General features: G+C 71.0%; 13 protein-coding genes. 8 read left to right on the top strand and 5 right to left on the bottom strand.

All coding sequences use genetic code 11. From position 1 onward, the window contains the following. The first annotated feature begins 158 nt into the window (after positions 1-158). Positions 159-992: a dienelactone hydrolase family protein gene (locus D7X55_RS24550; protein ID WP_120553215.1), complete on the top strand. Its 834-nt coding sequence runs from the start codon at positions 159-161 to the stop codon at positions 990-992. A 22-nt stretch (positions 993-1,014) separates the two neighbouring features. Here D7X55_RS24550 and D7X55_RS24545 read toward each other — a convergent pair whose 3' ends face one another. Beyond that, entirely contained in the window at positions 1,015-1,605 is a 591-nt protein-coding gene (locus D7X55_RS24545) for a CAP domain-containing protein (protein ID WP_121724351.1), read from the bottom strand. Between the two features lie 114 nt (positions 1,606-1,719). On the opposite strand from D7X55_RS24545, the gene D7X55_RS24540 reads away from it, so the two are divergent. The 3 genes from D7X55_RS24540 (at position 1,720) to D7X55_RS24530 (ending at position 3,638) form a co-directional block, all read left to right on the top strand. Beyond that, on the top strand, positions 1,720-1,932 hold the full coding sequence (locus D7X55_RS24540; RefSeq protein ID WP_120552358.1) for a hypothetical protein: 213 nt from the start codon (positions 1,720-1,722) through the stop codon (positions 1,930-1,932). 8 nt (positions 1,933-1,940) lie between these two features. Further along, positions 1,941-2,618, top strand: a complete 678-nt coding sequence (locus tag D7X55_RS24535) for a tetratricopeptide repeat protein (RefSeq protein ID WP_120552359.1) — start codon at positions 1,941-1,943, stop codon at positions 2,616-2,618. An 81-nt stretch (positions 2,619-2,699) separates the two neighbouring features. Beyond that, positions 2,700-3,638, top strand: a complete 939-nt coding sequence (locus tag D7X55_RS24530; protein ID WP_233610035.1) for a hypothetical protein — start codon at positions 2,700-2,702, stop codon at positions 3,636-3,638. Here D7X55_RS24530 and D7X55_RS24525 read toward each other — a convergent pair. The 4 genes from D7X55_RS24525 to D7X55_RS24510 form a co-directional block, all read right to left on the bottom strand. After that, positions 3,632-4,273: a CAP domain-containing protein gene (locus D7X55_RS24525; RefSeq protein WP_233610034.1), complete on the bottom strand. Its 642-nt coding sequence runs from the start codon at positions 4,271-4,273 to the stop codon at positions 3,632-3,634. The two genes, D7X55_RS24530 and D7X55_RS24525, sit on opposite strands and share 7 nt — an antisense overlap. Positions 4,274-4,359: 86 nt before the next feature. Continuing rightward, positions 4,360-5,688, bottom strand: a complete 1,329-nt coding sequence (locus tag D7X55_RS24520) for a DUF1552 domain-containing protein (RefSeq protein WP_120552362.1) — start codon at positions 5,686-5,688, stop codon at positions 4,360-4,362. After that, positions 5,685-7,331 (bottom strand): DUF1592 domain-containing protein, encoded by a 1,647-nt coding sequence (locus D7X55_RS24515; RefSeq protein WP_233610033.1) that lies wholly within the window; start codon positions 7,329-7,331, stop codon positions 5,685-5,687. The genes D7X55_RS24520 and D7X55_RS24515 overlap by 4 nt, the downstream gene beginning before the upstream one ends. Positions 7,332-7,614: 283 nt before the next feature. Then, positions 7,615-9,678 (bottom strand): M3 family metallopeptidase, encoded by a 2,064-nt coding sequence (locus tag D7X55_RS24510; protein WP_370450144.1) that lies wholly within the window; start codon positions 9,676-9,678, stop codon positions 7,615-7,617. 252 nt (positions 9,679-9,930) lie between these two features. On the opposite strand from D7X55_RS24510, the gene D7X55_RS24505 reads away from it, so the two are divergent. The 4 genes from D7X55_RS24505 to D7X55_RS24490 all read left to right on the top strand — a co-directional run. Continuing rightward, positions 9,931-10,824, top strand: a complete 894-nt coding sequence (locus D7X55_RS24505; RefSeq protein ID WP_121724348.1) for a hypothetical protein — start codon at positions 9,931-9,933, stop codon at positions 10,822-10,824. A 6-nt stretch (positions 10,825-10,830) separates the two neighbouring features. Next, on the top strand, positions 10,831-11,205 hold the full coding sequence (locus tag D7X55_RS24500; protein WP_121724347.1) for a hypothetical protein: 375 nt from the start codon (positions 10,831-10,833) through the stop codon (positions 11,203-11,205). 12 nt (positions 11,206-11,217) lie between these two features. After that, the gene (locus D7X55_RS24495) at positions 11,218-11,721 is read left to right on the top strand and encodes a hypothetical protein (RefSeq protein WP_120552366.1); all 504 of its coding nucleotides are present in this window, start codon (positions 11,218-11,220) and stop codon (positions 11,719-11,721) included. 259 nt (positions 11,722-11,980) lie between these two features. Next, positions 11,981-12,850, top strand: an 870-nt coding sequence (locus D7X55_RS24490; RefSeq protein WP_233610036.1) for an MFS transporter, incomplete at its 3' end; no start/stop codon positions are given.

Genomic DNA, 12,850 nt, shown 5'->3' with positions numbered 1-12,850 from the left:
CCCCTAGGGGAGCAGCGGGAACGAGGGCCGGACGTGAGGGACTTCCCCTCGCGCCGGCCCTCTTCGCGTCTCAACGCGCTGGCGCCGGTGCCTCCAGCGCGCTACGCCCGGAAGGCACGCGGCAACGAGTGGAAAGGACACGGACGATGAGGCCGGACATGAAGAGGCTCACGTGGGTGCTGGCGGCGGCGCTGATGTTCACCGCCTGCGCAACGGGCAGGCCGGCGGAGGTGGCGCGCACGCCCTCCGCGACGGGCGCCGTCTCCGAGGAGGAGTTCAAGGCCATGCACACCCTGCGCACGGACGCCGCCCCCGAGCGCAAGGGCCAGCCCGTGGAACTGTCCGACGGCTCCAAGGCCTACCTGAGCCTGCCCCCGAACGCGAAGGGCCCCCTGCCCGCCATCATCGTCATCCACGAGTGGTGGGGCCTCAACGAGCACGTGCAGGCCTGGGCGGACCGGCTGGCCGCGGAGGGCTACGCGGCGCTCGCGGTGGACCTCTACCAGGGCAAGGTGGGCACCACTCCGGACGAGGCGCTCGCGCTGGTGAAGGCGGTGGACGACGACCAGGCCACGAAGACGCTGCTCGCCGCGCACGCGTTCCTCAAGAGCGACCCGCGCATCCAGGCTGTGCGCACCGGCAGCATCGGCTGGTGCTTCGGCGGCGGCTGGTCGCTCCAGACCGCCATGGCCATCCCGGAGCTCTCCGCCGCGGTCATCTACTACGGCCACCCGGTGACCGACCCGCAGGCGCTCTCCAGCATCAAGGCGCAGGTGCTGGGCATCTTCGGCACCAAGGACAAGTCCATCCCGCCGGAGACGGTGCAGGCCTTCGAGAAGGCGCTGGACGAGGCCGGCGTGCGCAGCCGCATCGTGGAGTACGACGCGGACCACGCCTTCGCCAACCCCTCCGGCGCCCGCTACGACGAGCGCGCCGCCGCGTCCGCCTGGGCGGAGACGTCCGCCTTCCTCGCGCGCACGCTCAAGCGCTGAGCGTGCACGGGGCCAGCGGCCTTCAGTACGGACGCTGGCCCGCGTAGTTGCCCGGCGGCGCGTAGTTGCACACGTAGAAGTCCGACGTGGAGCCGGTCTTGGTGCAGCGCTTCATGGCGCAGCCCAGGCGGCGGGTGTTGCGCCACACCACCTGCGTGTAGTGGCCGCATTGCGCGCCTGTCTTGCAGGTGTTCTTCGCGTAGTCGTAGTCCGCCACCTCGTCCACCCAGGCCTTCACCACGCCCTTCGTGTCCCAGTAGCCCGGGCTGGACCAGGCGATGTTCTCCCCCGCGTTGCCCCGGTTCGGGTTGTGCTCGAACTCGCAGTTGTCCGCCCACCTCTGGGCGACCTCCGCCACCGCGGGGTCCCACGTGAGCGGCTCCAGCGCGGGCGACGGCGTGGGCTTCGCGGCGGCTCGGGCCGCGTTGTGGGCCTCCAGCATGTCGCGGGCGAACTGCGTCAGCTCCACGGTGCCCCCGTCAGGGCTGGTGCCTCCGTCCTCTTGAACCCCCGCGTCCGTGTCGTCCGTGTCCCCGTCAGGGATGCAGGCGAGCAGGAGGAATGAGGGGAGCAGCGCGGCGGACAGGGAACGAAGGCGGGAAGGGCGTCGCATGGCGGGGATTATCCGCGCGCGGGTGGGTGTGCGGGCAAGCGGACAGCGGGACAGCGAGGATGGGGAGGGCCGGGGGCGCCGTGGTAGGGTCTCGGGCCGGTCAGGAGACGCGACATGAGCCACGACGAATCCCGCGCGCGGAAGATCCAGACAGCCCTTGAAGGGAACGATGAGTTCAGCACCTTCTCCATCGACCCGGACCTCAAGAAGCTGAAGCAGAAGCTGGACCTCCAGTCGGAGGCGCAGCACCAGCAGTCCGGCCGCCCGGAGACCGCCCCCAAGTCGGGCATGTTCATGCGGCTGTTCCACAAGATGTTCCGGGGTTGAGGGAAACGATGGTCAAGGAGTCCTACCGCGCGCAGTGGGACCGCTCGCGGGCGTATCTGGAGACGGGGGACCTGGGGCTCGCGCTCCAGGAGCTGCGTGACGCGCTGTCGCTGGCGCCGGACGACGTGGTCCTCTGGGAGGAAGTCTTCAACCTGTCGCTGCTCGGGGGGCTCACGCAGAACGCCCTGGCCGCCGCGCTGCGGCTGCGCCAGCTGGCGCCGGAGAACCCCCAGTTCCTCGGCCTGCACGCCATGGCCGCGCTGCTTGCCGGCAAGCTGACGGAGGCCGTGCCCCTCTTCGAGGAGGTCCTCCAGCGCGACCCTGAGTCGGTGGAGGCCCGGAGGCAGCTGGCGCGGGCGCTGGGCATCGCGGGCCAGCGCGGCCGGGTGCGCACGCTGCTGGAGGAGGCCGTCGCGCGGGCGCCCACGGAGACGGGCGCGCCCAACGACCTGGCGGTGCATTACCTGGAGCACGTGCCCCAGGAGGGCCCGGCGCTCGCGGCCAGCGTGCTGGCGCCGGTGCTGGAGGCGCACCCCCAGGACCCCACCACGCACTTCAACCTGGCGCTGGCGCTGCGCCTGTCGGAGCCCGCGAAGGCCCGCCACCACGCGCAGCAGGCCGCCCAGGGCAGTGACAAGGCCCTGCGCTCCAAGGCCCAGCAGCTGCTGACGATGATCCCCGCCTGAGGGTTCGCGTCAGGAGGCGCCGGGGGCTTTCGTCCCGGCGCCATGGATTTCCAGAGACAGACCCTGAAGACCCCCGGCGCCGTGTCCTCCCTCTGCTGGAGCGGCGACGCGCTGGTGGACCCGGTGGGCGGCCTGGTGCGCTACCACCTGGACGGCACCTCCTTCGACCCGTGCGTGCGGTACTCGTTCCGCTTCGACCGCGCGGTGATGTCCCCGGACGGCCGCTACAGCGTGCTGTACGAATCGCTGGGGACCACGGGGCTCCTGCTCGACGGCACGCGCGTGGTGCGGCAGCTGACGCGGGACTTCTACCACGCGGACACGCACGACCATCCCGTGGCCCTGCACACGCTCCCCAGCGGACGCACGCTGCTGGCGCACTGCCCGGAGTCGTACTGCGTGGTGGAGCTGGAGGACGCCGCCACGGGCGAGCGCCTCACGAAGCGCGACAACACCCCGGTGGACATCTTCCACTCGCGGCTCCAGTTCAGCCCGGACGGGCGCTACCTGGCGAGCGCGGGGTGGATCTGGCACCCGGTGGACGCGGCGTCGGTGTTCGACGTGGCCCGCGCGCTGGAGGAGCCCGCGTCGCTGGACAGCGCCGCGCTGATGGACGGCGTGGAGGGCGGCATCTTCCTCCTGTCCGTGGCCTTCGGGGCGAAGGACACGCTCGTGTCCGTGCGGATCGAGGAGTCCAGCGACGACGCCCGGTTCTTCCTGGGCACGTACTCGCTCACGGAGAAGAAGGTGCTGTCGGAGGTGGAGCTGGAGGAGCCCGCGGGCCCGCTGATGGTCGTGGACGCGGAGCACGTGGTGGACTTCTTCCAGCACCCGAAGCTCGTGTCGCGCTCCACCGGCCGCGTGGTGCAGCGCTGGGAGGACCTGGACACGGGGAAGGCGCTGGGCAGCATCCGCCGCCACCTGCCGGCCCAGCCGCACTTCGCGATGGACGCCGCGAACCGCCGCTTCGCCGTGGGCACGGCGAGCGGCATCGAGGTCATCACGCTCGCGGCTCAGTAGGGCTTCTCACCCACCCAGTTGCCCGGCGGCGCGTAGTTGCACACCCAGAGCTGCCACGTCTTCACGTTCCCGCCGAAGGGCGAGTTCTTCGTGCACAGCCGCGTCGCGCAGCCCACCGCCTTCGTGGTGCGCCACACCACCTGCGTGTAGTGGCCGCACATCTTCCCGGCCTTGCACTTGCCGGAGGCGAAGTCGTAGTCGGCGGCTTCATCCGCCCAGCCCTTCACCACCTGCGCGGTGGTCCAGGTGTCCGGCGTCGCGGCGGCCAGGTTCTCTCCGAAGCTGCCCCGGTCCGGGTTGTGCTCGAAGCGGCACTCCTTCACGTACGACTCCGCCTTGCGCGCCGCCTCGTCGGACCAGGTGAGCGCGGGCAGCGCCGGCTTCGGCGTGGGACGTGAGGCCTTCGCTCGCGCCTCGTTGTGCGCGGCCACCATGTCGCGCTTCAGCTCCGCGGCGGACGGCACCGGCTTGCGGGCGCCCTCGGAGGGCGCGGGGGCCTTGCGCGCGGCGGCGGTGGCCGCGGCCTTCTTCGTGGAGGCGGAGACGGGGCGCTGCGCGTTCGCGCTGGAGCCGCAGCCAAGCAACGGAGCCAGCAGCAACACCGCGAGCCCACGACGGAACACTGGAGGTGCCATGCGCGGAATCATTCCGCACCGGCGACTTCCGTGCAGCGGAACCGAACCGGGCAGGCGGACCCCGGGGGGCCCGAGTGCCTTCCTGCCTACGCTCCCAGTCGCGGCAGCGGCCCGGTGCCGTCGTCGCCGAAGGTCGTCGCGGGCACGCCGAACATGTGGAGCAGGGCGATGTAGAGGTTCGCCAGCGGCTGGCCCCCGTAGCGGAGGTGCCGTCCCGGAGCGATGGCGCCTCCCGCGCGGCCCGCGAGCAGGATGGGCAGGTTCTTGTGTTCGTGCATGTTGCCGTCGGCGATCTCACTGGAGAAGTACACGGCGCTGTGGTCCAGCAGCGTCCCGCCCTCCTCCTGCACGCCCTTCATGCGCTGGAGGAGGTAGGAGAACTGCTCCACCTCCCACTTGTCGATCTTCGCCAGCGCGTCGTAGTTGGCCTGGACCCGCTGGTGGTGCGAGTACGCGTGGTGCTCGCTGGACAGCCCCAGGAACGAATACACGCGCTGGCTGCGCGCGTTGCCCAGCATGAAGGTGCACGTGCGGGTCAGGTCGCACTGGAACGCGAGCACGATGAGGTCCAGCATCGCCTTCGTCTTCTCGCGCACGTCCTCGGTGTCCCCGGGCGATATGGAAGTGCCACACGAGGGGCCGGAGGCGTCCATCGCGTTCACGCGCAGCTCCAGCTCGCGCACGCCGGTGAAGTACTCATCCAGCTTGCGCTGGTCCGTGGTGCCCAGCTTCCCCTGGAGTGCCTTCGCGTCGTCGCGCACGGCGTCGATGATGCTCAGGCCGTACGCCTTGCGCTTCGCCAGCTCCGCCTGCGTGACGTTCGGGTCGAAGTCCGCGAACAGCCGCTCGAAGGCCGCGCGAGGCTTCGTCTCCTTGGGCACGGGCGTGGACGGCCCCGCCCACGCGATGTTGTTCGCGTACGGGCACGCGTAGCCGGAGTCGCAGTTGCCAATGCCCTTGCCCTGGTCGATGCCCAGCTCCAGCGACGGGTAGCGCGTCGCCGCTCCCACCGCCCTCGCCAGCACCTGGTCCATGGAGATGCCGGTGCGGATGTTGGTGCCCTCCGTCTTGCGCGCCTTCACGCAGGACAGGAACGCGGCCGTCGCGGCGGCGTGGTGGCCGTCGCCGTCCGGCCTGCCGGGCAGGTTGTCCAGACCGCTGAGCACCAGCACGTCGCCCTTCACCGGCGCCAGCGACGCGAGCGTGGGCGTCAACGACCACTCCGCGCCCTCGCCGCCCGGCGTCCACTTGGGCATGTGGATGCCGCAGGGCGTGTAGAAGGCCACGAAGCGGCGCGGAGCCGGCGTGGCGGCGCGGGCCGTACCGGGCCGCATGATGTCCAGCAGCGGCAGCGCCATCAGCGCGCCCATGCCGCGCAGGAGCGTGCGGCGGGAGAGGGCAGGGGTGCGGCTCATGGCGTGTGTCCCTCCGCCTCGCCGCGCCGCTGCAGGAATGCGTCACTGCGGACGATGGCGAGGATGTAGTCGGTGAGGCGGCCGCCCCGGGATTCGGCCTGCTGGGAGATGTCGCGCACGGTGCAGCGGTCCGCGTCCTCCGCGCCGCGCCCGAGCGCGTACGTGAGCAGGTGGCGCGTCATGCACGCGGACAGGTCCGGGTCCTGCTTCACCACCGCGCGCATCTCCGCCACGCCGTTGAAGGACTTGCCCCCGGGCAGCTCGCCGCTGGGGTCCACCAGCGCGCCGCCCTCCTCCTTCGTGCGCCAGCGGCCCACCGGGTCGAAGTTCTCCATGCCAAAGCCCAGCGGATCCATCAGCGTGTGACAGCCCGAACAGGTGGGGTCCACGCGGTGCTGCGCCATGCGCGCCTTGATGTTGAGCGTGGGGTCCACCGCCGGGGCCAGCCCGCCCGCGTCAGGAGGCGGCGGCGGAGGTCCCTTGCACAGCAGTTGCTCCAGCACCCAGACGCCGCGCTTCACCGGCGACGTGCGGTCCGGGTTCGCGGTGACGGTGAGCAGCGCGCCCTTGCCGAAGAGGCCCGCGCGCTCCGGGTGGCCCTTCAGCTCCACGCGCGTCATGGCCTGGGTGCCGGGTTTGGGCAGGCCGTAGTGCGTGGCCAGCCGGTCGTTCACGTAGGTGAAGGGCGCGTCCAGCAGGTCCTTGAAGCGGTGGTCGCTGGTGACGAACTCCTGGAAGACGAGCTGCATCTCCTGGCGCATGGCCGCGCGCAGCGGTTCATCGAAGCCGTAGCGTGACTCCGGCTGGGCGAAGTCGAGCGCGCGCGTGTAGAGCCACTGGCCCGCGAAGTTGTCCACCAGCGCGTGGGCCTTGGGATCCGCCAGCATGCGGCGCACCTGCGCCTCCAGCACCTCCGGCTCGTGCAGGCGGCCTCCCTCCGCGGCCTGCAACAGCGCTTCATCCGGCATGCTGCTCCAGAGGAAGTAGGACAGGCGGCTGGCCAGCTCCAGGTCGCTGATGGGGTGCGGCGCGGTGGACGTGGGCGCGGCGTCCAACTCCACTCGGAAGAGGAAGTGCGGCGACACCAGCACCGTGCGCAGCGCCAGCTTCACGCCTACCTCCGGCGCGTCGCCCTGCTGCCGGGCCAGCGTGACGAACGCCACCAGCCGCTCGACCTCTTCGGCGGTGACGGGCCTGCGCCAGGCCCTGCGCGCGAAGGTCTTGAGCAGGTCGCGCGCGCAGGCTTCCGGTTTCGCCGGGTCCAGCACGCACGTCTTGAACGCGCCCCGCGTCCACGCGGACTCCACCATCGCCTCCGCCGCGTGCGAATACTTCTCCATCAGCAGCGGGGACATGCTGAGCACGTCCGCGTTGTTGTCGAAGCCGAAGCCGTGGTCGTCCGGCGGGAAGCTGCTCGCGGGCGAGCCCGTTTCACCCAGCAGGTCTCGCACGGTGTTGTCGTACTCGGCGCGGTTGAGGCGGTGCAGCGTGACGCGGCCCGGGTCGCGCGCCGCCGAGCGGCACAGCACGTCCTGCGGATCCACGGGAGTGCCCGGCGCGTCCGGTCCCGGCAGCACCCGTGCCTTGGGAGGTGAGTTGTTGCAGCCCGCGGCCAGCGCCACCACCGCCGCCGCGAGGCCCACCCTTCGCCATCTCCGCCCGCAGGCCGTCACCGCGCACGCCTCCTCCGGGCCGCGAAAGGGTCCCGGCGAAGCGCGCTCCAAAGCAAGACGCTCACCAGCCGCCGCGTGACGACAGGCCGACGCCCGTCTCCATCCCCGGGGTGGAGATGGGCACGTGCAAGGCACTTGAAGGGGAAGGAGAGTTCCGCGACCGGGCAGGGCCCTGGGGCCGGGAGGGCACCGCGCGCCGACTCCTGCCCCGGAGGACGGGGCAGGCGGCGCGCGGCGCTTCATTCTGCGACGGCTACTTCGCGTCCTTCGCGGTGCCGGTGTTCTTCGCGGTGCCGTCGAGGTACGCGCGGTAGGCCTCGAAGCCGTACGGCCGGCCGAGGAAGTCCTTCACCTGCTCCGCGGCGGGCTTGGAGCCGCCGGGCTCCAGCACCGTCTTGCGGTAGTGCATGGCCGTGTCGCGGTCCAGGTAGCCGTTCTCCTGGAACTTCGACTCCAGGTCCTTCGCGATGACGGAGGACCAGAGGTACGTGTAGTACGCGGCCGAGTACCCATCCAGGTGCCCGAACGCGAGCTCGAAGTGGGTGCCGTCGCGGTACTCGTGGCGGAAGGGCGACAGCTTCTTCTGCAGCTCCGCGAGCACCGCGGACGTGTCGAAGCCCGGCGCGCGCGAGTAGTACTGGAGGCTGACCGCGGACAGGAACAGCTGGCGGCGCGCGAACAGGCCCTGGCCGAACTCCTTCGACGCGCGCAGCTTCTCCACCATCTCCGCGGGGATGGGCTCGTTCGTCTCATGGTGCTTGGCGAAGCTCTTGAGCACCTCCGGCTGCTCCGCCCACTGCTGCAGCAGCATGGACGGCGTCTCCACGAAGTCACGCTCCATGGAGATGCCGGAGATGGGCGTCCACTGCTGGTGGCCGGAGAAGATGGTGTGCATCAGGTGGCCGAACTCGTGGAAGAACGTCCCCACCTCGTCGTGCGTCATCAGGTCGCCGGGGCGCGGGAAGTTGCACACCAGCACGGCCTCCGGCAGCCGCTTGTCCAGCTCACCCGTCACCAGGTCGAACTGCGCCGCGTGCTTGTACTTGTCGTCGCGCGGGTGCATGTCCAGGTAGATGCGGCCCAGCGGCTTGCCGTTGTCGACGACGTCGTACGCCTCCACGTCCGCGTGCCACGTCTTCGCGTCCTTCACCGGCTGGAAGGCCACCCCCCACAGGCTGGAGGTGATGCCCATCACGCCGTCCTTCACCCGCGCGTACTCCAGGTAGGGCCGCACCGCCTGCGAGTCGAACCCGAACTTCTCCGCGCGCAGCCGGTCCTCGTAGTAGTCCTGGTCCCAGGGCTCCACCACGGTGGCGCCCTTCACGTCCTTCTTCTTGCGCGCCAGCAGGTCCGCCATCTCCTTCTTCGCGCGTCCTTCCGTGGCCTGCGCCAGCTGGTCGATGAAGTCCGCCGCGGCCTGCTGCGTGCGCGTCATGCGCGTTTCCGTCGTGAAGGCCGCGTAGGTGTCGTAGCCCAGCAGCTTCGCCAGCTCGTTGCGCTTCTCGATGAGCTGCGCGAGCACCGCCTGGTTCTTGGGGAACGCGCGCTGACGGTAGGTGCGCCAGAGCTTCTCGCGCGCCTTCGCGTTCTTCGCGTACGTCATGAACGGGAAGTAGTCCGGGTAGTTGCTGGTGATGACCACCTTGCCGTCCGCGCCGGGCGCGTGCGCCTTCTTGTAGTCCTCCGGCAGCCCGTCCAGGTCCTTGGGCGTGAAGGCCACGCTGCGCGTGTCCTCCGCGATGTTCTGACCGAACTGCTGGCCCAGCTTCAAAATCTCCTCGTTGAGCGACTTCACCTTGGCGCGCGTGGCCTCGTCCCGGTCCACGCCCGCGCGGCGGAAGTCCAGCAGCGTGCGGTCCACCCAGTGCTTCGTGGCCGCGTCCATCTTGGACAGGTCCACCAGCGACAGCGCGTCGTAGACGCCGCGGTCCTGGGACAGCGCCACGCTGGCCGCGTCCACCTGCTGCTCGCACTCGCGGGACGCGTCGCGCATGGCGGCGTCCGGGTGCACCTCATGCGCGAGGCTGGAGCGGTTGGCCGCGTTGAGGATGGCGGTCTGCGCCTCGTCGTACGCCTTGAGGACGCCCAGGCCGTTCGTCTTGGGGTCCAGCTTCTTGAGCGCCGCCACCTGCGCCTGCGCGCGCTCCAGGTCCGCCTTGCACAGGGCCTTGTACGCGTCCGGCGTGCTGGCCAGCGCCTCGGAACCCTTCATGGGCGCCAGCTGGGGCTTCGCCGCGTTGGCCGCGAGCCGCGCGCGGACCTCGGGGTTCTGGGTGATGCTGCCGTTGGAGCAACCCGTCGCGGCGAGCGCCGCCATCACGGTGAGTGCGGGGATTCTCAAGGGGACTTCCTCCACAAGGGGAACGACGACTGCTTCGCGGGGGCCGTCATGCCACATCCCCGCCCCTCCGCGCCCGTCCGCCGTGAACAGGCAGGGTGTCCCCCGGTACAGGCCGGATGCTTGGAGGCCCCAGCTGACGCACCTCGCCTTGTTCGCCGTTCAGCCCCCCGGTAATCCCGCACTCGCCTCGAATTCTTGGAAGTGGTCCTGGCCGGAGGGTGAACACGGATGCGCAAGGCACTGGGTGGTGCGGTCGCGGCGTTGTTGCTGTGGGGCTGCGGTGGAGCGGGCACGGAAGCGCCGCCCACCTCCCCCGAGGGGCTGTCACTCACCACCGGCACGGGGCTGACCGAGGGCACCTGGGCGCAGGACGGGCAGACGGTGTCCTTCGCCTCGCGCGAGGTGGAGCCCGGCGTCTACCGCCTGGAGGTGCGCATGCACGGCATGACGCTGACGGGCCTGATGGACCCGGCGTCGGGCGTGTCCACGCTGGACGGCTTCGCGGACGCGAACGTGCAGGACACGCAGGTGGTGGACGCGGACCGCCAGACGCTGAGCGCGTTCTACGGCGCGCTCAATGTGGGATTGCCGCAGGGTGACGCCGCCGCGCCGGAGGCCATGTACCTGCGCCGCGCGGTGGGCCTGTGGGCGCAGCAGCCCACGAGCGTCACGCTCAAGCGCACGGTGATGGGCGAGCAGAACCGCGGCTACACGATGCTGTGCAGCTACGCGAAGTGCGCCGGCAAGTGGACGGGCAGCTGCGGCGGTACCTACAACTGGTACTCGTACGCGAAGCACGACTGCAACAAGGGCGGCTTCGACAACGCACGCAACCAGCAGATCGCCCAGCTGGGTGACCACACGACGTGCAGCGGCGACGAGTACTACATGAACGGCAGCACCTGGGTGTGCGGCGAGCCGGACCACTGGTCGCGCCCCAAGGTGATGGGCAACTGCTTCGGCCGCTGCGGCGGCGGCTGCGGTGGCGACACCCAGTACACGCTGGACGCCACCAACCACGACGGCTGCGTGCGCAACGGCCACGTGCTGGCGTCCGGCTACTGCGATGATCAGTTCATGTCCGCGTCGGACGACGAGCTGTTCGCGCCCAACTGCTACTGACAAGGGATGCGCCGACGCACGGTAGCGCTCGCGATGGGGCTGTGGCTGTCCGCCCCGGGCTGCACATCCACGACGTCCTCCAAGGCGGAGGCCGGGGAGGCAGCGGTGCGCCGCTTCTTCCAGGCCCTGCCGTCCGGGGACTGCGCGGTGCTGGGCCCCATGCTGGTGAGCGGGCAGGGCGTGCCTTCGTGCGAGGAGACGGTGAAGGACCTGCGCGAGCACGGCATGGGCCTGGTGGACGTGCTGGACGCGAAGGTGGATGGCCGCGACCCGAACGCGGTGGTGGTTCGGGCGCGGGTGTCGCAGGGAGGAACGGAGCGCGCGGAGCCGTTCCTCTTCCGGGTGGAGCGCCAGGGTGACGGCTGGCGCCTTCGGTTGTAGCGGGAGTGGACGATGCGGAACCGTGAGCGGGTGATGCTGGGGAGCGCGGGCGTGCTGGTGGCCGCGCTCGTTGCCGTGATGCTGTGGCCGGCCCGGGAGGCCGCGTCCCCCACGCCTCCGGTGCCGGCCGCGCAGGTGTCGCCCAACCCCGCGGTGCCGGTGCGCACGCCGGACCCCGCGCCTCGTCACGCCACGGTGGTGCCGCCCTCGCCCGGAGACGTGCCGCCGGAGCCGGAGGTGGCCAACGCGCCGCCGCAAGCGAACGACGCCATCCCAGAGGAGCTGCCACAGACGGCGCGCTGGAAGCTGGAGAAGACGGAGCACATCGCCACGCTGCTGGGGCGCGACGTGTCGCGGCTGGAGGGCGAGCGGCAGGAGGCGAAGGCGCGCGGAGACAAGACCCGCGTCGACCAGGTGGACGCGCTGCTCCAGCGCCACCGCGTCCGGTTGAACGAGCTGCGCGAGGAGGCCCGCACCCTCGCCGAGGCCGCGCGCGACGAACCGGCCGACCCCTGACGGTGGGCGTGCCTGGCCGGCCGCCCGGTGGGCCGCCAGACGTGGGCTTCACGAGCGGCGTTCGCCCCTTCGCGCTGGGAGTATGGGCGCTTCTGCCGTGCCGGGCCGCGCCTTCACGCGGGCGTGACAGGCACGGGCCGGCATGTGCATAGAAAAGGACGTGTCTGTTTCCACCACGACCCTCTCCGGCGGGCCCTCCAACACGGTTTCCACTCGAGGCTCCCGGCTGGCGTCCGTCGCCGTGGCCAGCGCGCTGTTCATGGAGTTCCTGGACTCCACCGCGCTGTCCACCGCGCTGCCCACGCTGTCCGTGGCGTTCGGCACCGACCCGGTCCACCTCAAGCTGGCGCTGACGTCGTACATCCTGGCCCTGGCCGTGCTCGCGCCCGCGAGCGGGTGGATCGCCGACCGCTTCGGTCCGCGCCGCGTCTTCATGACCGCCATGGTCGTGTTCCTCGCGGGCTCCGTGCTGTGCGGCCTCTCGCGGACGCTCGCGCAGCTGGTCATCTTCCGCGCCCTGCAGGGGCTGGGCGGCGCGCTGATGGTGCCCGTGGGCCGGCTCATCGTCGTGAACTCGGCGCCGCGCGAGAAGCTGGTGTCCGCGATGAGCTGGTTCACCATGCCCGCGCTGGTGGGGCCGCTGCTGGGACCGCCGCTCGCGGGCCTCATCCTGGGCGTCGCGGACTGGCCGTGGATCTTCTTCATCAACGTGCCGGTGGGCCTGCTGGGCATGTGGGCCGTGGCGCGCTTCGTGCCCCCGCTGGAGCAGCCGGACCCGGGCCCCTTCGACTCGAAGGGCTTCGCCATCTCCGTGGTGGCCATCACCGCGCTGATGGGCGCGGCGGAGACGCTGGGCATCGGCCTGGTGCCGTGGCCCGTGCAGGCCGGCATCACGCTGGTGGCGGTGGGGGCCGTGGGGGCCTACGTGCGGCATGCGCTGCGCACGCCGCGCCCGGTGCTCGACCTGCGCCTGTTCCAGGTGGACACCTTCCGCGCCAGCATGATGGGCGGGGCGCTGGTGCGCATTGGCCTGGGGGCGACGCCGTTCCTCCTGCCGCTGCTCTTCCAGGTGGCCCTGGGCTGGGGGCCGCTGGAGGCGGGGCTCGTCACCATCGGGACGGGGCTGGGG

The organism is Corallococcus sp. AB049A, assembly GCF_003668885.1.
Lineage (GTDB): Bacteria > Myxococcota > Myxococcia > Myxococcales > Myxococcaceae > Corallococcus > Corallococcus interemptor.
The sequence above is the reverse complement of the archived record's forward strand: the minus strand, read 5'-3'. Positions and strand labels throughout refer to the sequence as shown.

Excerpts from the sequence above, each read along its gene's own strand:
- D7X55_RS24525 (WP_233610034.1), bottom strand. The coding sequence starts at position 4,273 with ATGGCACCTCCAGTGTTCCGTCGTGGGCTCGCGGTGTTGCTGCTGGCT.
- D7X55_RS24545 (WP_121724351.1), bottom strand. The coding sequence starts at position 1,605 with ATGCGACGCCCTTCCCGCCTTCGTTCCCTGTCCGCCGCGCTGCTCCCC.
- D7X55_RS24505 (WP_121724348.1), top strand. The coding sequence starts at position 9,931 with ATGCGCAAGGCACTGGGTGGTGCGGTCGCGGCGTTGTTGCTGTGGGGC.
- D7X55_RS24520 (WP_120552362.1), bottom strand. The coding sequence starts at position 5,688 with ATGAGCCGCACCCCTGCCCTCTCCCGCCGCACGCTCCTGCGCGGCATG.
- D7X55_RS24510 (WP_370450144.1), bottom strand. The coding sequence starts at position 9,678 with ATGGCGGCGCTCGCCGCGACGGGTTGCTCCAACGGCAGCATCACCCAG.
- D7X55_RS24500 (WP_121724347.1), top strand. The coding sequence starts at position 10,831 with ATGCGCCGACGCACGGTAGCGCTCGCGATGGGGCTGTGGCTGTCCGCC.
- D7X55_RS24550 (WP_120553215.1), top strand. The coding sequence starts at position 159 with ATGAAGAGGCTCACGTGGGTGCTGGCGGCGGCGCTGATGTTCACCGCC.
- D7X55_RS24495 (WP_120552366.1), top strand. The coding sequence starts at position 11,218 with ATGCGGAACCGTGAGCGGGTGATGCTGGGGAGCGCGGGCGTGCTGGTG.
- D7X55_RS24535 (WP_120552359.1), top strand. The coding sequence starts at position 1,941 with ATGGTCAAGGAGTCCTACCGCGCGCAGTGGGACCGCTCGCGGGCGTAT.
- D7X55_RS24540 (WP_120552358.1), top strand. The coding sequence starts at position 1,720 with ATGAGCCACGACGAATCCCGCGCGCGGAAGATCCAGACAGCCCTTGAA.